Here is a 21327-nt window from a genome sequence, read left to right as displayed (position 1 = left end):
CGAGGACGGGCTCCTCAAGATGAGCGAGCTGGCCGAGCGCTCGGGCGTCTCGGCCGGCACGATCAAGCACTACCTGCGCGAGGGGCTCCTCGGCGACGACGGGATCGTCCGCACCTCGCGGAACATGGCCTACTACCCGCCGCACTTCGTCGAGCGCCTGCAGCTGATCAAGCGCCTGCAGGAGGACCGGTTCATGCCGCTGCGCGTGATCAAGGGCATGATGGACGCCGACCCCGAGCGCGCTGCGGCGCTCGTCGAGCTGGAGGACCGCATCCTCGAGCGGGCGCTCGACCACGGCGCCCGCGCGCAGCGCATCAGCGCCGCGGAGGTCCGGCGCCGCTACGACGTGCCGGAGAACGTCCTCGAGCGACTCGCGGAGATCGGGGTGCTGAGCCCGACGAGCCGCGGCTACGACCCCGACGACGTCGCGATCGTGGCGGCGTTCAGCCGCTTCCGGGCGGGCGGCTACGACGAGGCGCTCGGCTTCACCGTGTACGACACCGTCCGCTACCTCGAGGCGCTCGAGCCGCTCGTGCAGGAGGAGGTCCGGGCGCTGCTGGACCGGCTCGCCGGCAAGGTCGACGCCGACCGGGCGGCCGAGCTGCTGGCCACCGGGGCCGAGCCGCTGCGCGAGCTCGTCGGGGCGATGCACTCGAAGCTGCTGCTGCGCGAGCTCGAGCGCCAGCGCGGCCGCCGCTGAGGGCGGGCCGCGCGGACGGGGCGGACGGCGCGCGCCGCCCGCCCGGAGGGGTCCGGCTCAGCCGGCGGTGTCGACGCGCGTGGAGCCCTGGAGCTTCAGCGCGACGATCGAGCTGTCCGAGGCGCGCCACGGGACGTTCGTCACCGAGCAGGTGAGGATCGCGTCGGTCGGCGCGCCGATCGTGCGGGTCATCTGCAGGTTGACGGTCTGCGGGGTCTCGGCGCCGGGGGAGGCGACGACCGTGCGGGCCTTGTCGACGTCGCCGCCGACCTCGAGCGTGCACTCCGCGCTGGCGGTCTTGTTCGGGCGCAGCAGCTCGCCGAGGCCGAGGTCGCCGGCGACGCCGGTGATCGTCGTCTTCGCGGCGAGGAAGTACGTGCCCGGCTGCAGCTGCGTGATGCGGGTGATCGTCGCGCCACCGGCGGCGACGTTCTCCGGACCGGCCTTGCGGACGGCCTCGGTGCCGGTCAGGCCCTGGCCCTGCAGCGTGTTGCGGACGACCGGGGCGAGCTTGTCCGCGCCGATCGTGTTGGCCGCGATCTTCGAGCCGGTGACGGTGCGGTTCTTCAGGTCGGCACCGATCAGCGAGCCGTTCTTCACGTCGCTGCTGGTCACCGCGCCGGTGGCGATCTGCGAGCTGTTCTTGATGAGCACCGAGGCGGCGGTCGCGGTCCCGGCGCAGGCCACCACGAGGGCGACGATCGAGACGATGAGCGCCGGACTCGGACGCGAGATCTTCATGGATGCTCCCCTGCTTCTGATGGACGGTCGTGGACGCGCCAGGACGGCGCGCATGTTCCCTGGAACACACGATACCCCGAGTCGGTGCGCCGCCCACGGCCGCGGACGCACCTTCCCGCGGTGTGTCGGGGGCTCACCAGCGGGCGTGATGGCGCTCCATGACCCCGAAGCCGGCGGCGAGGACGTGCCCGCCGGGGAGCGTCCCGGAGACGCTGCCGAACGGCTGGCGGTAGTCGCTGCTGACGAACGGCCCGACGCGGTCGCGGCGGGTGCGCTCGGCCTCGGCGTGGAAGCGCAGCTCCTCGCCTTCCGCGAAGGTCACGGTCGCGAGGTCCGCGGCGAAGCGGACGGGCCCGACCTCGGTCGCCACGCCGTCGGCCCAGACCGTGCGCTCGGAGCCCGTCGGCGCGTCGTGGATCCCGGTCACGAGGTTCCAGGTCAGCGCGACGCCGTCGGCGGTCGCGCCGATCCCCGCCGCCCACTCCCAGTCGGTCGTGCGCGCGTGGTAGCCGGCGGAGTCGTCGATCAGCGCGCGCCCGACGAGGTGCCGGGTGCGCCCGTCGATCGTCACGGTGCCGCGGGCGGCAGCGCCCTGCTTGCGCGTCCAGATGTGGGAGCGCCCGTGCCGGGACACCGTCTCGACCGCGTCGCCGTCGCGGTCGATCCGCAGGTCGATCTCGACGCCGCGGTCGCGCACGCCGACGCCGCCGTCGGGCAGCCGCACGCGGCTGGGGGAGAACGACGTGCGCTCGTGCAGCTGCTGCGCCTCGCGGTCCCAGACGGCCCAGAACGCCTGCGGGGCGCCGCCGAGCACGACCCGCCCGGCGCACAGCATCAGCTCCGGTCCGTAGACGCCGACGTAGCGCCAGCGCTTCAGCGGGCGCCGGTCGTGCACGAGTGGCATCCTGGCCGGGGGCAGCAGGCCGGCGGCGACGCCGGCCGCGAGCGCCTCGCGCCCCCGACCCGCCGCGGCGTCACCGGCGGGGAGCACGATCCTGGCGGGCGGGACGGGCGGCATGCGGGCTATTGTTCCCGATGGCGATTGACTCGTCAGTCAACGTCCGACCGCCATGCGCGCCGCCGTCATCCAGCTCACCAGCACCACGGACGTCGCCCGCAACGTCGCCGCCGCGGACCGCCACGTCCGCGCCGCCGCAGCCGACGGGGCGCAGCTCGTGCTGCTGCCGGAGAAGTGGACGGCCTACGGGCCCGCACGCGAGGTCGCCGCGCTGGCGCAGCCGCTGGACGGGGAGGCGGTCGCCTGGGCGCGCGCGACCGCGCGCGAGCTCGGGATCGACCTCGTCGCCGGATCGATGGCCGAGGCGCCCGCCGCGGACGACGCCGACGCCCGGACCCGCAACACGTCCGTGCACGTCGGCCCCGACGGGGAGCTGCGCGCGACCTACCGCAAGATCCACCCGTTCGACGTCGACGTCGACGGCACGAGCTACCGCGAGAGCGAGCACGAGCGGCCCGGCGACGAGGCGGTGCTCACCACCGCCGCCGACGGCACCGGCCTGGGCATGAGCGTCTGCTACGACCTGCGCTTCCCCGAGCTCTACCGCGTGCTCACGCTCCGCGGCGCGCGGATCCTCCTCGTGCCCTCCGCCTTCACGCTGGCGACCACGCGCGAGCACTGGGAGCCGCTGCTGCGGGCCCGCGCGATCGAGAACCAGTGCTTCGTGCTCGCCGCCAACCAGGTCGGCGAGCACGCCCCGGGCCTGCGCACCGGCGGGCGCTCCACGATCGTCGACCCGTGGGGCGTCGTCCTCGCGCAGCAGCCCGACCGCGAGGGCCACGTCCTCGCCGACCTCGACCTCGACGGGCAGGACCGCATCCGCCGCGACCTGCCCGTCCTGCACCACCGCCGCCCGCACGCCTACGCGTGGCCGACCTAGAGCAGGGGACTTCCATGGCGACCTCCAAGACCACCGCGGCCGAGAAGCGCCGTCTCATCCTGGACGCGGCCGTGCGCGTGTTCGCGCGGCAGGGCTTCCACACCTGCCGCGTCAGCGACATCGCCGACGAGGCGGGCGTCGCCTACGGCCTCGTCTACCACTACTTCCGCAGCAAGGACGAGGTCCTCGACACGCTGTTCCGCGACCGCTGGTCGCTGATGACGGCGCTGATCGAGGACGTCGACGGGCGCGACATGCCGACCCGCGACAAGCTCCGCCAGATCACCTCGTTCATCTTCGACAGCTACCGGCACGACCCCGAGCTGATGAAGGTGATCATCGTCGAGGTCACGCGCGCGGCGAACTCGTTCGGCCAGACGCACCTGCAGGAGATCCGCGGTGCCTACGAGGGCATCGCGCGGATCGTGGAGCACGGGCAGGAGCGCGGGGAGATCCGCGGTGACGTGACCTCCCAGTTCGCCGCGATGGCCTTCTACGGCGCGATCGAGCAGGTGCTCACCAGCTGGATCTTCGAGCTGCTCCCGTTCGGCGAGGCGGAGGCCGAGCAGGCCAAGACGCTGATCGTCGAGACCATCTGCGGCGGCCTCGACGCCCGCTCCGCCTGAGCTCTCCCATAGGATCACCGCAATGGAGAACGAGCTCGTCAAGCGTCTCGCCTGGTCCGGCATCCTCGCCGGCGTGGGTGCGCTCGCCAGCATCGCCGCGCATCGGGTCGCCGCCCTGATCTACCTGCGCGTGTTCGGTGAGGAGCCACCGGAGTGACCATGAGCGACGACCAGACCGACAAGACCACCGAGGAGGCGGCCGCGACCGACGCGGCCGCGGCCACCGAGGACACGGAGACCACGGCGCTGTTCGCCGCGCCCGCGCCCCCGCCGGAGCCGACGCCCGTGCCGCCGCCGTCCGGCGGCCCGCAGGCCGTGCCGCCGCCCTCCGCGGACGGCCCGCCCGCCCCCGAGGGCGGCCCCGTCACGCTGCCGACCGAGAAGCCCGAGGTGCTGATCGGCGGCGCGCTCGCCGGCGGCTTCCTCGCGGCCCTGATCCTCAAGCGCCTGGGACGGCGATAGCCATGGCCGACCAGCAGCCGCAGCAGAGCACCGCCCAGATCGCCCAGGCGATCCAGGAGGTCACCGAGAAGGCCCAGATCCTCGTCCGCGAGGAGATCGAGCTCGCCAAGGCGGAGGTGACCCAGAAGGTCACGAAGCTCGGGCGGGGCGCGGTCATCGGCGTCGCCGCCGGGTCGTTCGCGCTCGTGGGCCTCATGGTCCTCATCCAGGGGCTCGCGTGGCTCCTCTACTACCTGCTCCCGGTCGCGGACCTCGCGTACTTCTGGGGCTTCTTCACGCTGGCCGCGATCTTCTTCCTGCTCGCGGGCGTCGCCGGCTTCCTCGCCGCGAAGCTCGTCAAGGCGGGCAAGGATCCGAAGCCGACGATGGCCATCGAGGAGGCCAAGCTGATCAAGGAGACCTTCGAGAACGCCGGTTCCAAGGACGAGGTGGGGTCGTGAGCGGCCAGCGCACGCCCGAGGAGATCCGGGCCTCGATCCAGCAGAACCGCATGGAGCTCGCCGCGTCGCTCGACACGCTGCGCGCCGAGGTGGCCGAGGTCACCAACTGGCGCAAGCAGGTCGCGCTGCACCAGCGCGAGGTGCTGATCGGCGCCGCGGTCACCGGCTTCGTGCTCGGCGGCGGCATCGCCGCCATCGGCGGGCTGTTCCGGCGGCGCTCCCGCCGCTAGAACCTCCGGCCCCGCCGGGCGTTGGAGCATCCGATGCCCCGTCTCGCCGTCCTGCTCATCGCCCTCGTCGCGCTCGCGGCGGGGGCGGTGCTCGTCCTGGGCCGGGACGACGGCGACGGTCCGCGCGGGACGGCCGGGACCGGGCGCGCGACGCCCGCGGTCGCGCTCGGCGGCTGGGAGCACGTCGCCGACCCGCGCGACGTCGGGCTGCGCGCGGGCTGGGCGACCGACCCGCCCGCGATGCGCCCCGTCGCCGTCCCCGGTGCGGCCGAGCGGCGCGTCGTCGGCGGCCGGGCCGGCTTCCGCTCGTTCGCCGGCTCGGTCGGCTGGTGGCGCACGACCCTGACCGTCCCGCGGGCCGGCCGCGTCGCCGTGCGCTTCGGCTCGGTCGGGTACCGCGCGACGGTCTGGATCGCCGGACGCGAGGCGTGCGAGCACGTCGGCGCCTACGAGCCGTTCGACTGCGTGGCGGACCTGCCCGCCGGCCGGCACCCGGTGATGCTGCGGGCCGACTGGGAGAACCCGGAGGGCCAGGCCCGCGCCGGCCACGACCGCGCCTGGTGGAACTGGGGCGGGCCCAACTGGGAGGTGACCGCCCGCGAGGTCGCCCCCGTCGAGCTGCAGCTCGTCGCGCTGACCACGCGCGTGCGCCGCGACGGCAGCGCCCGCGCGACGCTCACCGTGCGCCTGCGGGCCCGCGGGGCAGGCCCGCCGACGGGCCCGCGCACCACGGTCCGCGGCACGCTCGGGGACACCCCGGTGACGTTCCCGGCCGTCGCACTGGCGGCGGGCGGGACGGCCCGCACGTCCGCCCGGGTGGACCTGCCGACGCCGGCCCTGTGGGCGCCCGGCCGGCCGCGCCTGCAGACGCTGCGCCTGCGCGCCGACACCGCGGGGGCGGACGCTCCCGGCCTCGAGCGCCGCGTCGGGCTGCGCGACCTGCGCGTCACGCGCGACGGGCGGCTGCGGCTGAACGGCCGGTCGTTCCGGATGCTCGGCGTCGGCCTGCCCCCGGACGCGCGCGGGCACGGCGACGCGCTCACCCCGCGGGACCGCCGCGAGATCCTTCGCGAGATCCGGGCGACCGGGGCCAACACGGTCCGCAGTCAGCACCCGCTCTCCGACGCGATGCTGACGATGCTCGACGAGGCCGGGATCCTCGTCTGGCAGCTCGTCGGCCCGTTCGACAAGGCCGGGCGGTTCTGGGCGCAGACCCCGCAGCGCGCACGCCGCGCGCGGGCGCGGATCCTCCGCGACGTCGACCGCATGGCCGCGCACCCGTCGATCGCCGCATGGTCGCTGACCAACGAGCTCGCCGGCCAGGGGCACCCCAACGGCCAGGCGGGCTTCCTGGAGCGCACGGCGGGCATCCTGCAGCGGCGGACCCCCGGGGTGCTCGTCGCCACGGACGTGTGGGGCACGCACCTCCCGCGCGAGCGCGGCCCCGCCTACGCGCGGCTCGACGCGGTCGGCTTCACCGAGTACGTCGGGATCGCCGAGCTGCCGCAGGAGCCGGTCGCCGTGCAGGACGCCGAGGCCGTGCGCCGCGTCGAGCAGCTGCGGCGCCTGTTCCCCTCCAAGGCGATCGTCGTCACCGAGTTCGGCGCCAACGGCAACGCCCAGAACCCGACCGCGCAGCCGGGCGGCTTCGCCTACCAGGCGGCGCTGCTGCGGCGCCGCATCGCCCTCTACGCGGCGCGCCCGGACATGGCCGGCATGCTCGTCTGGACGCTGCGGGACTACGCGGTCTCCCCGGGCTTCTCGGGCGGCAGCCTCGGGCGCCGCCAGCCGCAGCTGCGGCTCTCGGGCCCGCTGAGCGAGAAGGGCCTGTTCCGCTTCGACGGGACGGCGAAGGAGGCGGTGGGCGCGGTCCGTCAGGCGTTCGCGAGGGTGCCGCGCGGCGGCTGAGGCGCCTCGGGCTCCTCGGGGAGCGGGAGCGGCGCGAGCGCGGCGAGCAGCCGGGACTCCCGCCGGAACTGCAGGTACTCCAGCAGCGCGATCTGCATCGACGCGGCGACCGGGATCGCCAGCAGCGCCCCGAGGACCCCGAACAGGGTGCTGCCGCACAGCACGGCCATGATCACGACGAACGGGTGGATGTCCACCGCGCGCTTCTGGATCTGCGGCTGGATCACGTTGTTCTCCAGCTGCTGGTAGATGACCGACCAGATCACCCAGACGATCGTGGCGGTCGGGAAGTCGATGAACAGCGTCACCAGCGCGACGACGACCGCTCCGATCGTCGCGCCGATCAGCGGGATCAGGTCGAAGGCGCCGACGATGATCGCCAGCGGGGCGGCGAACGGGATCCCGAGGATCCGCAGGACGACGTAGGTGAGGACCGCGGCCACGGTCGCCTGGAGCAGCGCGCCGCCGATGTAGTTGCCGACGGCGTCGGCCATGCGGCGCAGCGTGCGGTCGAGCCGGTCGCGGCGGTGCTCGGGCTGCATCTGCACCACGCGCGCTGCCCACGCGGGCCCGCTGCTGACGAGGAAGATCGACAGGATCAGGATGTTGAACAGCGCGAAGCCGCTGTTCACGAGCCCGAGCCCGAGGTCGCTCAGCAGCGTCGCAGCGTCGCCGACGCGGGCGGGCAGCTTCTCCGCCTCCTCCTGGAGCTTCGCGACGACGTCGTACTTGTCGTCGAGGTCCTGCAGCGTCTCGTTCTCGCTGACGAACTGCTCGATGTCCCGCGCGTACCCGGGGAAGTCCTCGACGAGCTCGGTGCCCTGGTTGACGAACGGCGGGATCACGATCAGCGCCAGCAGCACCGGCACGAGCATCAGCCCGAGGTACGCGGTGGCGATCGCCAGCCCGCGCTTCATGAACCGCGACAGGAGGTTGACCGGCCCGGACATCGCGACCGCGAGGAACGTCGCGAGCACGAGCCAGCCCAGCGGCGTGCGCAGCAGCCAGACGAGGTACAGGACGCCGACGACCGCGAGGACGACGAGGACGTTGCGGGCGATCTGGCGCCCCGCCGTCAGGCTCGCCAGCGGGGACGGGACGGGAGCGGCTGGCTCGGGCATGCGCCCGGCCAGCATCGCAGCGGGCCCGGACGCCTCAGGCGTGCAGGCGGGCGGGCATCCCGCCGACCCCGAGCATGCCGGGGCCGAGGTGCGTGCCGATGACCGGGCCGAGCTGGCCGACGAACAGCGGCGGGACGCCCATGATCGCCTCGCCGCGGTCGACGAGCTCCCGGGCCTTGTCGGGCGTCTGGATGTGCTGGATGTACCAGCAGTCGGCGCCCGCGTCCTTCAGCTCCTGCAGGTAGCCGACCATCCGCTCGAACATCTTCCCGCTCGTGCGGACGCGCTCGACGGGCTGGATGTCGCCGTCGCAGGTGAGGATCGGCTTGATCTTCAGCGCGCCGCCGATCCACGCCTGGGCGCTGCCGATCCGCCCGCCGCGGCGCAGGTACTCGAGCGTGTCGATCGCGAACCAGACCTTGCCGGCGGCGAGGGCGTCACGGGCGTGCGCGAGGACGGCGTCGACGTCCTTGCCCGCCCGCGCGCCCGCCGCGGCGGCGAGCACGATCCCGCCGAGGCCGGCGCAGGCGCTGCGCGAGTCGAGCACCTCGACGCGGCGGCCCGGGTAGCGCTCCTGGATCTCGTCGCCCGCCTGCCGTGCGGCCTGGGACGTGCCGCTGAGCGCGGCGGACAGGTGCACGGAGACGATGTCGTCGCCCTGCTGGGCGATCGGCTCGTAGACGGCGAGGAAGTCGCCGACGGACGGCTGCGAGGTCGTCGGGACGCTCGTCTGGTCCTTCAGCCGCTCGTAGTAGCCGTCGAGGTCGGTGAGGTCGACCTCGCGGACGGTGGAGCCGCGGTCGTTGATGTAGAGGCTGACCTGCTGGACGCCGTGCGCGGCGAGGACTTCGGCGGGGCAGTAGTGGGTGGTGTCGGTGACGATCGCGACGGCCATGGGGCGACCCTACTCAGCCGCCCCGCCGGAGGCACGCCAGCGCAGGTGCTCGACGACCCGCTTGGAGTCGCAGATCGCGTCCCCGTCGATCACCGCGACCGGCACGTGCCGCTGCCCGGTGAGGGCGGCGACCTCGCCCCGGTCGTCCTTGCGCCAGGGGACGCGGACCTCGGTGACCTCCTCGCCGGCCCGGCGCAGCTCGCGCGCCACGCGCCCGCACGGGCACAGCCAGTCGGTCGGGGTGCGGCAGCGGTAGAGGGTCGCCATGGCGGCGATTATCGCGGCGCCGGCGTGCCGGCCGCGGCAGCGGCCCAGAGGTGCTGCGCCGCGGCGGCGCGGTACGGGCGCCAGCGCTCGGCGTGGGCGAGCAGGCCGCGCGCGTCCCCGGGCAGCCCCAGGGCCTGCGCGGTGCGGCACAGGACGAGGTCGGTGGCGGGGAAGGCGTCGCGGTCGCGCAGCGCGCGGAGGGCCACGTAGTCGGCGGTCCACGGGCCGACGCCGGGGATGGCGAGCAGCGCCGCGCGGGTGGCGTCGGGACGGGCGGGGTCCAGGCGCAGGGTGCCGTCGGCCAGCGCGGCGGCGAGCGCGACGACGGTGCGTCCCCGCGACCGCGGCATCGGCAGCGTCGCGGGGTCCAGCGCGGCGAGCGCCGACGGCGTCGGGAAGGCGTGGGTGAGCGCTCCCGGCGAGCCGGACCCGGCCCGCGGCGTGCCGTGCGCGACGGCGAGCCGACCGGCGAGCGTGCGCGCGGCGGCGAGCGAGACCTGCTGGCCGAGCACCGCGCGCACGGCGAGCTCCGCGGCGTCGACCGCGCCCGGCACGCGCAGCCCGGGGCGGGCGGCGAGCAGCGGCGCGAGCGCCGGGTCCGCCCGCAGGAGCGCGCCCGCCGCCGCGGGGTCCTCGTCGGCCGCGGTGAGCGCGAGGGCGGCGTCGACCGGCCCGGCGTGGTGCACGGCGCGGTCGCGGCCGAGCTCGAGCTCGAGCACGACGTCCGGGCCGAGCAGCCGCCGGTAGCGGCACCCGTCGACCTCCTCGACGCCGGGGACGGCGCGCGCCGCGAGCCAGGCCAGCAGCGCGTCGCCGTCGAACGGCGCCCGGACCGGGAGCGCCGTGCTCACGCGGCGAGCGCGCCCTCGAGCCGCAGCAGGTGCTCCTTGCGCGCGAGGCCACCGCCGTAGCCGACGAGGCGGCCGTCCGCGCCGACGACGCGGTGGCACGGGACGACGATCGACAGCGGGTTGCGGCCGTTGGCCAGGCCGACGGCGCGCGACGCGGTCGGCCGCCCGAGCCGCGCGGCGAGCGCGCCGTAGCTCGTCGTCCGTCCGTACGGGACGTCGGCGAGCGCGCGCCAGACCTGCCGCTGCCACGGGGTGCCCGCCAGGTCCAGCGGGACGTCGAAGTCCTGCAGCTCCCCGGCGAAGTACGCGTCGAGCTGTGCGCAGACCGCGGTGAACGCGGCCGCGTCGGTCGTCCAGGACGGGTCGGCGGGCGGGGCGTGGCGGTGCTGGCGGAAGTGCAGGCTGCGCAGGCCCGCCGCGCTCGCGACGAGCCGCAGCGGCCCCAGCGGGGAGTGGTGGACGGTGGTGACGAGGCGGCTCATGGTCGGACAACGGCGGGGCGGCCGCGGACGTGAGGTCGGCTCAGCGCGAGGGGTCGACGACGATCTTCCGCGCGGCGCCGCCGCCGGGCGCCTGCAGCGCGGCGGCGAGCTCCCCGAGCCCGATGGCGGGCAGCAGCAGCTCGCGCGGGTCGACCTGGCCGCGCGTGAGCAGCCACAGCGCCCGGTCGACCTCGAGGCGGTCGTGGTGGAACGCGCCGCGCACGTCGAGCTCCTCGTAGTGCAGCGGGCCGGTGGGCAGCGGCGCGGCGGTGCCCGACGGGCAGCCGCCGACGAGCACGACGCACCCGCCGGGGGCCGCGGCGCCGACGGCGTCGGCCCACGCCTGCGGGCGGCCGACGGCCTCGAAGACGAGGGCGTGCGCGCGGTCGAACCGCTCGACGGCGACCGCCCCGAGGCCGGTCGCCTGCGCGCGGCGCTCGGGGTGGCGGTCCACGAGCGTGACGCTGCGGCCCTCGAGGACGAGCAGCCGGGCGAGCATCAGGCCCATCGTGCCGCCGCCCAGCACCGCGCAGTCCTCGGCGTCGGTCCCGCGCGCGACGGCGTGGATGCAGGCGGCGAGCGGCTCGGCGACCGCGGCGACCGCGAAGTCGAGCCCCGGCGGCAGCGTGTGCAGCGCCGCCTCCGGGGCGGCGATCCGCTCGGCGAAGCCCCCGAGGATCCAGGTCATGTCGCGGCAGATCTGGGCGCGGCCGGCGAGGCATGGCGCGCAGCTCCCGCACGCCGCGGAGTCGCCGACGAGCACCGGGTCTCCGGTGTCCAGCCGCACGCCGGCCATCTCGTGCCCGAAGCGGGCCGGGTAGGGGCCGAGCACCCGGTGGCCGTGGCGGAGCATCTTCAGGTCGGTGCCGCACGCCGTGGCGGCCCGGACCTCGACGAGCACCTCGCCCCGGGGCTCGGGCACGTCCATGACCTCGAGCGTCCCGGGCGCGGTCAGGACCGCGGCGCGCATCAGGGGAGCACCAGGGCCTTCACCGCGCCACCGCCGCGCTGCAGCTCGAGCGCCTCGGCGGTCCGCTCCAGCGGCAGCCGGTGGGTGACGAGCGGCAGCGGGTCGACGGCGCCGGAGGCCAGCAGGGCGAGCGCCGCCCGCATGTCCGCGGGCCCGGCCGAGTAGCTGGCGTGGACCTCGACCTCGCCCATGTAGGTGGCGAACGCGTCGAGGTCCAGGCGCTCGCCCGGGGCGGGGGGCGCGTAGAGGCACAGCGCGCCGCCGGGAGCGACGGCGGCGGCCCCGTCGGCGATCGCGGCCCGGGCGGGGGTGCAGACGAGCGCGACGTCGACGAGCTCGTCGGCGTGCCGGGTGGCGCCCAGCGTGGTCGCGAGCTGCAGCCGCTCCGGGCGCGGCTCGCGGATCCAGACCGCCTCGACGGCGCGGGCGTGCGCCGCGGCGATCGCCAGCAGGCCGCTCGTGCCCGCGCCGACGACGAGCAGCGAGTCGCCGGCCCGCAGCCCGACGCGGTCGAGCGCGCGCAGCACGCAGGCCAGCGGCTCCACGAACGTCGCCCGCTCGACGTCGAGGTCGCCCAGCGGCAGCAGCTCGTCGACGAGGTCGGCGGGGACGCGGACCCGCTCGGCGAACCCGCCGGGGTCCAGCGCCGTCGTGCGGAAGCGGTCGCAGAGCGTCTCGTGCCCGCGCCGGCAGCGGCGGCACTCCCCGCACGGGGCATGGTGGTGGATGACGACGCGGTCGCCGGGCGCGACGGTGCGCACGCCCTCGCCGACCTGCTCGACCTCGCCGCACAGCTCGTGGCCCAGGACGACCGGCACCTTGCGCGCCACCCAGGCGGTGCTGACGTCCGAGCCGCAGACCCCGCAGGCGAGCACGCGGCAGACGACCTCGCCCGGGCCGGCGACCGGGTCGGGGCGCTCCTGCACGGTCACGTCGTGGGGGGTGGTGGAGAGCGCGACCCTCATGCGGAGGGCCCCAGCAGCGCGGCGACCGTGGCGCGGTCCACGGGGGAGGCGACGCCCGCCTCGGTGACGAGGGCGGTCACGAGCGCCGCGGGCGTGACGTCGAAGGCCGGGTTGCGGGCCGGGGTCCCCGGTGGGGTGATGGCGACGCCGCCCAGGTGCGTGACCTCCTCGGCGGCGCGCTCCTCGATGACGATGCCGGCGCCGTCGGGCAGCGCGGCGTCGATCGTCGTGGTCGGTCCGGCGACGAGGAACGGGATGCCCGCCGCGGCGGCGGCGAGCGCGTGCGCGTAGGTGCCGACCTTGTTGGCGGTGTCGCCGTTGGCGGCGACGCGGTCGCAGCCGACGATCACCGCGTCGACCTCGCCGCGCGCGATCAGGCCGGCGGCGGCGCCGTCGGCGAGGACCGCGTGGGGCAGGCCCAGGCGGCCGAGCTCCCAGGCGGTCAGGCGCGCGCCCTGGAGCAGCGGCCGGGTCTCGCAGGCGAGCACCTCGACGGGCCCGTGCCCGGCCAGCGCCGCGATCACCCCGAGCGCGCTGCCCGCGCCGCCGGTCGCGAGCGCGCCGGTGTTGCAGTGGGTGAGGATCCGGCGCGGCGTGCGCGGCAGCAGCTCGGCGAGGAGCGTGGCGCCCGCGGTGCAGAGCGCGGCGCTGGCGGCGTCCTCGAGGGCGTGGACGGCCTGCGCCTCGGCGCGGGCGGCGGCGGCCATGCGCGCGGGACCGGCGGCGAGCGCGGCGTCCCGCACGCGGTCCACCGCCCAGGCGAGGTTCACGGCGGTCGGGCGGGCGTGGCGCAGCCGCTCCCACGCGGACTCGAGCGTGCCGAGGTCCGGCCGGCCGGTCAGTGCGAGCGCCAGGCCGTACGCGCCCGCGATCCCGATGTTCGGTGCGCCCCGCACCGCGAGCCGCTCGATCGCGACCGCGACCGCCTCGGCGTCGCGGAGCGCCAGCCAACGCTCCTCATGGGGGAGCATCGTCTGGTCGAGGAGCAGCAGCTGCTCCCCGTCCCAGGACAGGGCACGGACGGGGGCCTCGGCGTGCGGCGGCATCGGCGTGATCCTACGCCTGCACCCGCGTCGCGCCGCCCGCGCAGGCAGTAGCGTGCGCGCCGTGCGCCGACCGATCCTGACCGCCGCCCTCCTGCTCGCCGCGGCGGTCCCCGCCCCGGCGCTCGCGCAGGGCGAGCCGACCATGCCGCTCGACCAGGTCCGCCAGGGGATGCTCTGCCAGGCCGCCTCCGTCGTGCGCGGCACGACGATCTCGACCTTCGACATCGAGGTCCTCGACGTCGTCAGCGGCGACCGCGCCGCGGAGTCCCCGCGGATCCTCTTCCGCGCCTCGGGCCCGGCGATCGACGCGACCGGCATCGGCCCGGGCTTCTCCGGCTCGCCGATCCGCTGCCCGGACGCGGCGGGCACGATGCGGATCATCGGCGCGATCTCCGAGGGGATCGGCGAGTACGGCGGCAAGGTCGCCCTCGCGACGCCGATCGAGCAGATCCTCGGGGAGCCCGTCGACCCGCCCGCCGCGGCCACGCGCAACGCGCCGCTGCTGCGCCGCGCCCGCTCGCTCGACGGCCCGCTGACGATCAGCGGCGTGCCCGCCCCGCTCGCCACCCGGCTGCGCGCGGCCGCCGCCCGCGCCAAGCGCCCGATCGTCGTGACCGAGGCGCTCGCGCCGCGCTCGGTGTTCGACTTCCCGGTGCAGCCGCTCGTCCCCGGGGCCGCGGTCGCGGTCGGCTACGCCACCGGCGCGGTCACCGTCGGCGCGGTCGGCACCGTCGCCTACGTGGACGGCGACCGCGTGTGGGCCTTCGGCCACCCGCTCGACGGCGTCGGCCGGCGCAACCTGCTGCTGCAGGACGCCTACGTCTACACGGTGATCAACAACCCGGTCGCGTCCGGCGACCTGTCGACCTACAAGCTCGCGGCGCCCGGTCACGCGGTCGGGACGCTCACCAACGACGCCAACAGCGCGGTCGTCGGCCGCGTCGGCGCGCTGCCCACCCGCTTCCCGCTGCGCGTCGTCGCCACCGACCGCGACACCGGCAAGGTCCGCACGCAGGAGACGGTCGTCGCCGACGAGTCGGCGCTCGGCCTCCCGACGGGCGGCTCGCCGCTCGCCCTCACCGCGGTCGCCGCGCTGGGCAACGCGGCCTTCGCGACGCTGAGCGGCGCGCCCGCCCGCCAGTCCGGGTCGCTGTGCCTGCGCGTCGAGGTCCGGGAGCTCCCGAAGCCGATGCGGTTCTGCAACACCTACGTGGGCGGCGGCCCGGGCCCGAACGCGGCGATGCTCGCCGACGTGACCAGCGCGGTCTCGCTGCTCGACTCGTTCGAGTTCGGCACGCTGACGATCACGAAGGTCGAGGCGAACCTGAAGCTCAGCCGCGCCTACCCGCAGGCGTTCATCCGCCGGGCGACCGCGCCGGCGTCCGTGCGACGCGGCGGCACGCTGCGCGTGCGGCTGTCGCTGCAGCGCTCGCGCGGGGCGGCGCTCACGCGCACGATCGCGGTGAAGGTCCCGCGCGGCATGCCGACCGGCACGCGCCGTCTGACGCTCACCGGCACCGACCCGGACGCGGGCGCCTCGCTCGGGGACGAGCTGACCGGCGTGCTCGACCTCTCCGACAGCGGCGAGGACACCGAGGAGCAGACGCCCAAGACGGTCGCGCAGCTCGCGACCGCGTTCGGGGCGTTCGGTCGCTACGACGGCATCACGACGAGCTTCCAGCCGCTGACCCAGGAGTCGAGCCCCGAGGACGACCTCGCGGCGCTGCTCGGGGAGGGGGGCGGGGCGAGCCTGCCGTCCGGGCCGGAGGGCGTGGCGCAGCGCCCGCGCGAGACGTTCCGGGATCCGGCGCTGCGGATCGGCGGCTCGGCCACCGTCCGCGTGCGGGTCCTCCCGTAGCCCGACGGCCGCGGGAGGACCGCAGGACCGCCTAGGACAGGCGGTTCTCGATGCCCAGCGGGGCCGGGCCGGCGTCGGCGGCCGGGGCCTCCGCCGGGGCGGCCGGCGCGTCGACGCCGAGGGTCTCGGCGAGCTCGCCGGACTCGTACATCTCGGTCACGATGTCGCAGCCGCCGACGAGCTCGCCGCCGACGAACAGCTGCGGGATGGTCGGCCAGTCGGACAGCGCCGACAGCTCCTGGCGGATGCGCGGGTCGGGCAGGATGTCGACCGCGGCGAACGGCGCGTTCAGCGCCTGGAGGGCGGCGACGGTCCGGGCCGAGAAGCCGCACGCGGGCGCGTCGGGCGTCCCCTTCATGAAGAGGATGACCTGGTTCTCGCGGATCGCCTCGGCGATCGCGTCGCGGATCGGGTTGTCGGACATGGTCACTCCGGGGGTCGGGTCTTGAGCGCCAGGGCGTGGATCGGCCCACCGACCTCGGCGCCGAAGACGTCGTAGACGAGGCGGTGCTGGGCGATGCGGCTGAGGCCCGCGAACTGCGGCGCGACGACCGTCGCGCGGAAGTGGTCCCCGCCACCGGTCCAGTCCTCGACCTCGGCGGTCGAGCCGGGAAGGGCGGCCTCGATGCGGGCCTTGAGCTCATCTGCACTGGGCATTTCTGCGTCCGAGCGTAGCGCAGGCCCGGCGTCGGCCCGCCCCGGGACGCCGGTGCGCGCGACCCCCTTCAGGAAGCCGGGAGGGGTCGCTATACTTCGTGAAGCGATGAGCACGACACAGGTCACCTACAACGCCAAGGGCATCACCTTCTCGGAGCTCGGTGCCACGAAGGTCAAGGACTTCCTCGAGCAGCAGCAGGCCGATCTCTCCGTCGCCGGGCTGCGCGTCGGCGTCAAGGGCGGCGGGTGCTCGGGCTTCCAGTACCAGCTCGCCTTCGACGAGCAGCGCGACGGCGACGTCGTGTTCGAGCACTCCGGTCTGCGGATCCTCGTCGACGGCCCGAGCCTCCCGTACGTGGACGGCTCGCAGATCGACTACGTCGAGGCGATGACCGGCGCGGGCTTCCAGGTCGTCAACCCGAACGTCGTGGCCGCGTGCGGCTGCGGGTCCTCGTTCCGCGTCGCGGACGAGGAGGAGGTCAGCGCGGTCTGAGCCGGTTCGCGGGGCGCCTGCGCGCCCTCGCGTCCTGCGCCCTCCTCGCGGGCATCCTCGCGAGCTGCGGGACCACCACGACGGTGGTGCAGCCGCGGCTCGCCCAGCCGACCCCGGAGCGCGTGCCGCAACGGCTCGAGCTCGGGCTCACCGAGTTCAACGCGCCGCTCGTGCGCCCGCCCGGAGACGGGGGAGACCCGGCGTTCACGCCGTTCCGGGAGCGGGCCGCGGCGCTGCGACCGAAGTACATCCGGATCGTCGTCGACTGGTACCGCGTCGGCGCCGCGCTCTCGGGCGACCCCGACCTCGCGATCCCGCAGAACGGCTGCGTGCGCGACATCGCGCCGTGCGAGCCGTTCGCCGGGCTGCGCGACCAGCTCCGCGCGGTCCGCGAGCAGCAGGACGCCGGAGGTGGCTGGGAGGCGGTGGTCGTCATCGCCTGGGTGCCGCCGTGGGCCGCGCTGCCCGCGTCGGGCTGCGAGCGTCCCGGCGCGAGCGAGCGCTCGCGGCCGATCACCGACGCGGGCATGGACGCGTACCGCCGGCTGATCCGCGCGGTCGCCGCGCTCGGCCGGCAGGAGGGCGTGCCGCTGCGCTGGTGGAGCCCGTACAACGAGCCCAACCACCCCTCGTTCGTCAGCCCGCAGCGCGACGCCTGCGACGCGGCCTCGCCGAGCCGCGCGCCCGCCGTGTACACCCGGTTCGTGCGCGCCGCGCAGGAGGAGCTCGCCCGCCTGGGGGGCGACCGGCGCCTCGTCCTCGGGGAGCTCGCCGGGTTCGCGGGGCCCTCGCCGCGCGGCACCGGGGTCGGGGAGTTCGTGTCCGCGCTCCCCGACGACGTCGCGTGCTCGGGGGCCGTCTGGGCCCAGCACCAGTACGTGCGGCCCGACGGGCGCCAGTTCGACGCGGTCGGCGAGCTCGAGCGCACGCTCGACGCCCGGCCGTGCACGACGGGCAGGCCGGTCTGGGTCACCGAGACCGGGGTCGGCGGCGTGCTCCCCGGCCGCCCGCGCGCGACCGACGACGCGACGCTGCGCGCGCAGTGCCGGGCGCAGTTCGACCAGCTGCTGCGCTGGGACGCCGACGACCGCGTCACCGCGGTCTTCCAGTACACCCTGCGCGACGACCCGATCTACCCGGTCGCGCTGTTCGACCCGGGCCTCACGCGCGCCTGGCCCGTCTACGACGCCTGGCGGGCGTGGGCGGACACGCCCGCGGGCGCGCCGCCGCCGCAACTCCCCCCGTCCTGCAGCTGACAACGTCGTCGCGCGGGGCTACCGTGCGCGCATGGCACTCCGAGATCTGGCCCATCCGTCGACGGCCGTGTCGATCGTCGCGCTCGTCCTTGCCGGCGGGGGCGTCGGCTACGCGGCCGCGACGATCACGAGCGCGGACATCAAGGACGGGACGATCCGCTCCCGCGACGTCCGCGACGGCTCGCTGACCACCGGCGACCTCTCGGCGGCGGCCCGCCGGGCGCTGACAGGGAAGGGGCCGACGGGCGCCGCGGGCCCGCAGGGGCCGACGGGCGTTCCCGGGGGGACGGGGCCGGCAGGGGCGCCGGGTCAGCGCGGCCCGACCGGGGACACCGGTCCGGCCGGGTCCGCGGTCGCCCTCGAGGCGAGGCGGACCGCGTCGGCGCCGCAGGGCACCGCCCCACTCGTGACGCTCCAGGGCGTCCCCGCCGGGCGGTGGGTCCTGCAGGCGCGGGCGACCGTCGTCACCGACGGCTCCCCGGCCGCCACGCGGACGGTGTCGTGCGTCCTGAAGACCGGGGAGACCGAGGTCGACCGGCAGAACCTGTTCGGGATCGCGTCCAGCTCCAGCGCCTCACCGACGGGCCAGGCGCTGGTGACGCTCGGCGCGCCGACCGACGTGACCTACGCCTGCGAGATCGAGAGCGGCGGCACGGTCGAGCACACGAGCCTGCTGGCGACGCAGGCCCAGACGGTCTCGACCACCGGCAGCTAGCCGGGGACGGCGAGCGTCAGCGCCTCGCCGTCGAGCGCGCTGACCGCCCGCTCGATCGTCGTGTTGATGCAGGTGAAGCTCGGCGTGTCCCGCTCGGTCCAGGCCGAGGACTCGGTCGTCCGCAGCCGCTGCACGAGGTCGAGGAACGCCCCGACGTCGTTCGTGTCGAACGCGACGACGAACTCCTGGTCGTCGAGGCCGAAGCAGTAGGTCGTGTGGTTGTCGACGTTCGGGAACTCCTTCCCGACGCGGATGTGCTCCTGCATGATCCGCCAGCGCTCCTGCGCGTCCAGCGCGTACCAGGCGCGCTGCTTCACGAACGGGTACACGAACAGGTACTTGCCGGTGAACGGGCGCGGCTTCTGGCGCTCCTCGTCGGAGTACTCCGACGTCTTGCGCATCCCGAGGTAGGAGTAGGGGGTGTCGCACCAGCGCATCAGGCCCGACTGCGCGAGCACGACGTGGAACTCGTGGATGCGGTCGAGGTTCTCGGCCTCCGCGACGAGCATCATGTCGGCGTCGCCGCGGGTGCCCACCGTCGAACACGCCTGCAGCAGGTGGTCCTGACCGAAGTCCTCGCAGGCGGCGAGGAATTCGCGCTTGTGCTCCGCGCGCTCCTCGGCGGGCAGCAGCCGCCAGGCGCGGTCCACCTTCAGGAACGTGTACTTGACGAAGTGCCGATCGGCCATCCTCCAAAAGTACTCCACCCGCGACCGGCCCTATAGTCACGGGCGATGTCCCGCCCCTGCCGCGCGCTGGGCGTCCTCGCCCTCCTGGTCGCGCTCGCGCTGGGGATGGCCGGAGCCGCCGCCGACCCCGCCGCCGCCCAGAAGCCACCGCGGGTCGTGCTGGCCTTCCTGCCGGTCTCGGAGAAGCCCCAGGAGGACCCGGCCGCGCCGCCCGTGTCGATCCTCGACCGGCTCGCCTCGCGGCCGGCGCTCGCGCTCGGCCTGCTGGGCGCCACGCAGGGCACCTACGTGCAGGAGCAGGCGTTCCTGGACATGACCCAGGGGACGCGGACCTCGACGTCGACCTACCGGCCGCGGACGCCGCCCGAGCTGGCCTTCTACCCGGAGGGTCGCGGGGGGCTCTTCCAGCGCTGGCTCGACACGCTCGACCGGGCGGAGACGGCGCCGGCCGAGATCCACCCGGGCCTGCTCGCCTCGCTCGTCCCCGGCGGCGCCACCTACGTCGGCGTGACCGGCCGCCGCCAGCTCGAGGCGATCGTCGCCGCGGACCGTGCGGGCCGCGTCGCGCGGGTGTCGATCGGCAACTCCCGCGACGTCGCCCAGCGGGCCCTGGCCGAGCTGGAGCGCAGCCGCTTCGTCGTCGTCGGCCTGCCGACCGGCCCGCCCGGCGGCATCGCGATGGACGTCCTCATCACCAACCACGAGCCCGGCGACCTGCTGCTCGTCGTGCAGACCCCGCCCGACTACCGCGCCCCGCAGCTGCTGCCCACCGGTGTCCTGGGTCTCGGCACCCCCGGCGGCATCACCTCGCAGACCACGCACCTGGACGGCATCGTCGCCGGCATCGACATCCTCCCGACGGTGCTCGGGCACCTGGGGATCCGCGTCCCCGACGACGTCAAGGGGCAGGACATCACGGTCGGCCGGAAGCTCAGCGCCGGCGAGCTGCAGCAGCTCAAGGAGCGCTTCCGCGTGCTCGGGGCGCGCCGCTTCCCGGCGCTGCAGCTGCTGCTGGTGGTGTGGCTGACGATCGTGCTCGTCGGCGGGGTGATCGCCGACCGGCGCGGCACCCGTGCGGCGCTGCGCATCGGGGCGCTCGGGTTCCTCTGGCTGCTCCCGGTCCTGCTGATCACGGCGTCGCTGACGCCCTCCAAGAGCAACGAGCTGGCGCTGATCGCGATCCTGAGCTTCGGCCTCGGGGCGCTGACCGACCTGCTGGTGAAGTGGCCGCGCGGCCCGATCGTCCCCGGGCTCGTCTGCACCGCCTTCTACACGGTCGACCTGTTCCGCGGGTCCGACCTCATCGTGCAGAGCCTGCTGGGACCCAACCCGCGGTTCGGGTCGCGCTACTACGGGATCGGCAACGAGCTCGAGTCGACGCTGCCGCTGGTCCTGTTCGTCGCGCTGGCGGCGCTGCTGATGGGCCGCGGTCGGTCGCGCACCACGGCGGCGGTGTTCGGCATCGCCGGGGTCCTCTACGCCGGGATCATCGGGGCGGGCCGGCTCGGCGCCGACGTCGGCGGGGTCATCACGATCGGCGTCGGGACCGCGGTCTGCGTCGTGCTGCTGCTCCCCGGGACGCTGACGAAGAAGCGGATCGCGCTCGTGCTCGGCGCCCCGGTCCTCGGCGTCCTCGGCCTGGCCGTCGTCGACCTCCTCACCGGCGGCAACGGGCACTTCACCCGGACCGTGCTGCGGGCGGACGGGGAGAGCGCGATCTGGGACATCGTGCAGCGCCGGTTCGAGCTCGCCGCCGGGGTCTTCGGCCGCGGTCTGATGCCGTTCGCCGCCGGGATCGCCGCGCTCGCCATCGCCTACGCGGTCCGGCACCGCGAGCGCCTCTACGCGCCGCTGGAGGGCGACGAGGTCTGGCGCGCCGGGCTGCTCGGCGGGCTCGGCGCCGCGATCGCCGGCGCGCTGTCGAACGACTCCGGGCCCGTCCTGCTGGTGCTCGGGGTGTTCGTGCTGGCGATCGCCACCGCGTACGTGCGCGGCGATCCGCGACTCGGGCAGCACGACCCGGGTCCGGGAGCCGACGGCGCGACCCGGTAGCATGC

General features: G+C 75.4%; 26 protein-coding genes. 13 read left to right on the top strand and 13 right to left on the bottom strand.

What is annotated here, in order from left to right; all coding sequences use genetic code 11:
• The first annotated feature begins 19 nt into the window (after positions 1 to 19).
• Positions 20 to 700, top strand: coding sequence for a MerR family transcriptional regulator (locus C7Y72_RS16850; RefSeq protein ID WP_146175422.1), 681 nt, complete (start codon positions 20 to 22; stop codon positions 698 to 700).
• 57 nt (positions 701 to 757) lie between these two features.
• Here the strand turns inward: C7Y72_RS16850 and C7Y72_RS16845 are convergent, their stop codons facing one another.
• Positions 758 to 1441 carry a hypothetical protein gene (locus tag C7Y72_RS16845; RefSeq protein WP_107570333.1) on the bottom strand — a complete coding sequence of 228 codons (684 nt, stop codon included), beginning with the start codon at positions 1439 to 1441 and terminating at the stop codon, positions 758 to 760.
• 133 nt (positions 1442 to 1574) lie between these two features.
• Complete coding sequence (locus C7Y72_RS16840) at positions 1575 to 2459, bottom strand: DUF2804 family protein (RefSeq protein WP_107570332.1); 885 nt, start codon at positions 2457 to 2459, stop codon at positions 1575 to 1577.
• 52 nt (positions 2460 to 2511) lie between these two features.
• Between C7Y72_RS16840 and C7Y72_RS16835 the strand changes: the two genes are divergently transcribed.
• From C7Y72_RS16835 to C7Y72_RS16810, 7 genes are read left to right on the top strand one after another with little or no spacing between them, the layout of a single operon-like run.
• Positions 2512 to 3339: a carbon-nitrogen hydrolase family protein gene (locus tag C7Y72_RS16835; RefSeq protein WP_107570331.1), complete on the top strand. Its 828-nt coding sequence runs from the start codon at positions 2512 to 2514 to the stop codon at positions 3337 to 3339.
• Between the two features lie 14 nt (positions 3340 to 3353).
• Positions 3354 to 3965, top strand: coding sequence for a TetR/AcrR family transcriptional regulator (locus C7Y72_RS16830; protein WP_107570330.1), 612 nt, complete (start codon positions 3354 to 3356; stop codon positions 3963 to 3965).
• A gap of 22 nt (positions 3966 to 3987) precedes the next feature.
• The gene (locus C7Y72_RS24170) at positions 3988 to 4122 is read left to right on the top strand and encodes a hypothetical protein (RefSeq protein WP_255450673.1); all 135 of its coding nucleotides are present in this window, start codon (positions 3988 to 3990) and stop codon (positions 4120 to 4122) included.
• A gap of 2 nt (positions 4123 to 4124) precedes the next feature.
• Positions 4125 to 4427 (top strand): hypothetical protein, encoded by a 303-nt coding sequence (locus tag C7Y72_RS16825; protein WP_107570329.1) that lies wholly within the window; start codon positions 4125 to 4127, stop codon positions 4425 to 4427.
• A gap of 2 nt (positions 4428 to 4429) precedes the next feature.
• Entirely contained in the window at positions 4430 to 4867 is a 438-nt protein-coding gene (locus C7Y72_RS16820; RefSeq protein ID WP_107570328.1) for a phage holin family protein, read from the top strand.
• The gene (locus C7Y72_RS16815; protein ID WP_107570327.1) at positions 4864 to 5097 is read left to right on the top strand and encodes a DUF3618 domain-containing protein; all 234 of its coding nucleotides are present in this window, start codon (positions 4864 to 4866) and stop codon (positions 5095 to 5097) included. Before C7Y72_RS16820 ends, C7Y72_RS16815 begins: the two co-directional genes overlap by 4 nt.
• Positions 5098 to 5130: 33 nt before the next feature.
• A complete protein-coding gene (locus C7Y72_RS16810) occupies positions 5131 to 7005 on the top strand; it encodes a glycoside hydrolase family 2 TIM barrel-domain containing protein (RefSeq protein ID WP_107570326.1) in 1875 nt (624 codons plus the stop codon).
• Here C7Y72_RS16810 and C7Y72_RS16805 read toward each other — a convergent pair.
• Genes C7Y72_RS16805 through mtnA form a run of 8 tightly spaced genes read right to left on the bottom strand, consistent with a single transcriptional unit; the run spans position 6972 to position 13602 of the window.
• A complete protein-coding gene (locus C7Y72_RS16805) occupies positions 6972 to 8126 on the bottom strand; it encodes an AI-2E family transporter (protein WP_230316116.1) in 1155 nt (384 codons plus the stop codon). The genes C7Y72_RS16810 and C7Y72_RS16805 overlap by 34 nt on opposite strands.
• 34 nt (positions 8127 to 8160) lie before the next feature.
• A complete protein-coding gene (locus C7Y72_RS16800) occupies positions 8161 to 9021 on the bottom strand; it encodes a DegV family protein (protein ID WP_107570324.1) in 861 nt (286 codons plus the stop codon).
• A 9-nt stretch (positions 9022 to 9030) separates the two neighbouring features.
• Positions 9031 to 9288 (bottom strand): glutaredoxin family protein, encoded by a 258-nt coding sequence (locus C7Y72_RS16795; protein ID WP_107570323.1) that lies wholly within the window; start codon positions 9286 to 9288, stop codon positions 9031 to 9033.
• An 8-nt stretch (positions 9289 to 9296) separates the two neighbouring features.
• On the bottom strand, positions 9297 to 10139 hold the full coding sequence (locus tag C7Y72_RS16790) for a DNA-3-methyladenine glycosylase family protein (RefSeq protein WP_233243909.1): 843 nt from the start codon (positions 10137 to 10139) through the stop codon (positions 9297 to 9299).
• Complete coding sequence (locus C7Y72_RS16785) at positions 10136 to 10621, bottom strand: methylated-DNA--[protein]-cysteine S-methyltransferase (protein WP_107570321.1); 486 nt, start codon at positions 10619 to 10621, stop codon at positions 10136 to 10138. Before C7Y72_RS16785 ends, C7Y72_RS16790 begins: the two co-directional genes overlap by 4 nt.
• Before the next feature lie 40 nt (positions 10622 to 10661).
• Positions 10662 to 11591, bottom strand: a complete 930-nt coding sequence (locus C7Y72_RS16780; RefSeq protein WP_107570320.1) for a zinc-dependent alcohol dehydrogenase — start codon at positions 11589 to 11591, stop codon at positions 10662 to 10664.
• On the bottom strand, positions 11591 to 12556 hold the full coding sequence (locus tag C7Y72_RS16775; RefSeq protein ID WP_107570319.1) for an alcohol dehydrogenase catalytic domain-containing protein: 966 nt from the start codon (positions 12554 to 12556) through the stop codon (positions 11591 to 11593). The genes C7Y72_RS16780 and C7Y72_RS16775 overlap by 1 nt, the downstream gene beginning before the upstream one ends.
• Positions 12553 to 13602, bottom strand: a complete 1050-nt coding sequence (gene mtnA, locus C7Y72_RS16770) for an S-methyl-5-thioribose-1-phosphate isomerase (protein WP_107570318.1) — start codon at positions 13600 to 13602, stop codon at positions 12553 to 12555. Before mtnA ends, C7Y72_RS16775 begins: the two co-directional genes overlap by 4 nt.
• 61 nt (positions 13603 to 13663) lie before the next feature.
• Here mtnA and C7Y72_RS16765 point away from each other — a divergent pair, with 61 nt between their 5' ends.
• Positions 13664 to 15460, top strand: a complete 1797-nt coding sequence (locus C7Y72_RS16765; RefSeq protein ID WP_107570317.1) for a hypothetical protein — start codon at positions 13664 to 13666, stop codon at positions 15458 to 15460.
• 31 nt (positions 15461 to 15491) lie between these two features.
• Here the strand turns inward: C7Y72_RS16765 and grxD are convergent, their stop codons facing one another.
• Together grxD and C7Y72_RS16755 are read right to left on the bottom strand one after the other, a co-directional pair.
• Entirely contained in the window at positions 15492 to 15884 is a 393-nt protein-coding gene (gene grxD / locus C7Y72_RS16760) for a Grx4 family monothiol glutaredoxin (protein ID WP_107570316.1), read from the bottom strand.
• Between the two features lie 2 nt (positions 15885 to 15886).
• A complete protein-coding gene (locus C7Y72_RS16755) occupies positions 15887 to 16117 on the bottom strand; it encodes a BolA family protein (protein WP_107570315.1) in 231 nt (76 codons plus the stop codon).
• 106 nt (positions 16118 to 16223) lie between these two features.
• Here C7Y72_RS16755 and C7Y72_RS16750 point away from each other — a divergent pair, with 106 nt between their 5' ends.
• The 3 genes from C7Y72_RS16750 to C7Y72_RS22860 all read left to right on the top strand — a co-directional run bounded on the left by C7Y72_RS16750 (position 16224) and on the right by C7Y72_RS22860 (position 18581).
• Entirely contained in the window at positions 16224 to 16610 is a 387-nt protein-coding gene (locus tag C7Y72_RS16750) for a HesB/IscA family protein (protein WP_107570314.1), read from the top strand.
• Positions 16611 to 16696: 86 nt separating this feature from the next.
• The gene (locus C7Y72_RS16745; protein ID WP_146175421.1) at positions 16697 to 17866 is read left to right on the top strand and encodes a hypothetical protein; all 1170 of its coding nucleotides are present in this window, start codon (positions 16697 to 16699) and stop codon (positions 17864 to 17866) included.
• A 31-nt stretch (positions 17867 to 17897) separates the two neighbouring features.
• Positions 17898 to 18581: a hypothetical protein gene (locus C7Y72_RS22860; RefSeq protein ID WP_146175420.1), complete on the top strand. Its 684-nt coding sequence runs from the start codon at positions 17898 to 17900 to the stop codon at positions 18579 to 18581.
• Here C7Y72_RS22860 and C7Y72_RS16735 read toward each other — a convergent pair.
• The gene (locus C7Y72_RS16735; RefSeq protein WP_107570312.1) at positions 18578 to 19270 is read right to left on the bottom strand and encodes a chlorite dismutase family protein; all 693 of its coding nucleotides are present in this window, start codon (positions 19268 to 19270) and stop codon (positions 18578 to 18580) included. The two genes, C7Y72_RS22860 and C7Y72_RS16735, sit on opposite strands and share 4 nt — an antisense overlap.
• A gap of 45 nt (positions 19271 to 19315) precedes the next feature.
• Between C7Y72_RS16735 and C7Y72_RS16730 the strand changes: the two genes are divergently transcribed.
• Positions 19316 to 21322: a hypothetical protein gene (locus C7Y72_RS16730; protein WP_107570311.1), complete on the top strand. Its 2007-nt coding sequence runs from the start codon at positions 19316 to 19318 to the stop codon at positions 21320 to 21322.
• Positions 21323 to 21327 lie beyond the last annotated feature (5 nt).

The organism is Paraconexibacter algicola, assembly GCF_003044185.1.
Classification (GTDB): domain Bacteria; phylum Actinomycetota; class Thermoleophilia; order Solirubrobacterales; family Solirubrobacteraceae; genus Paraconexibacter; species Paraconexibacter algicola.
Note: the sequence above shows the minus strand (reverse complement) of the source record. Positions and strands in the feature narration are given on the sequence as shown.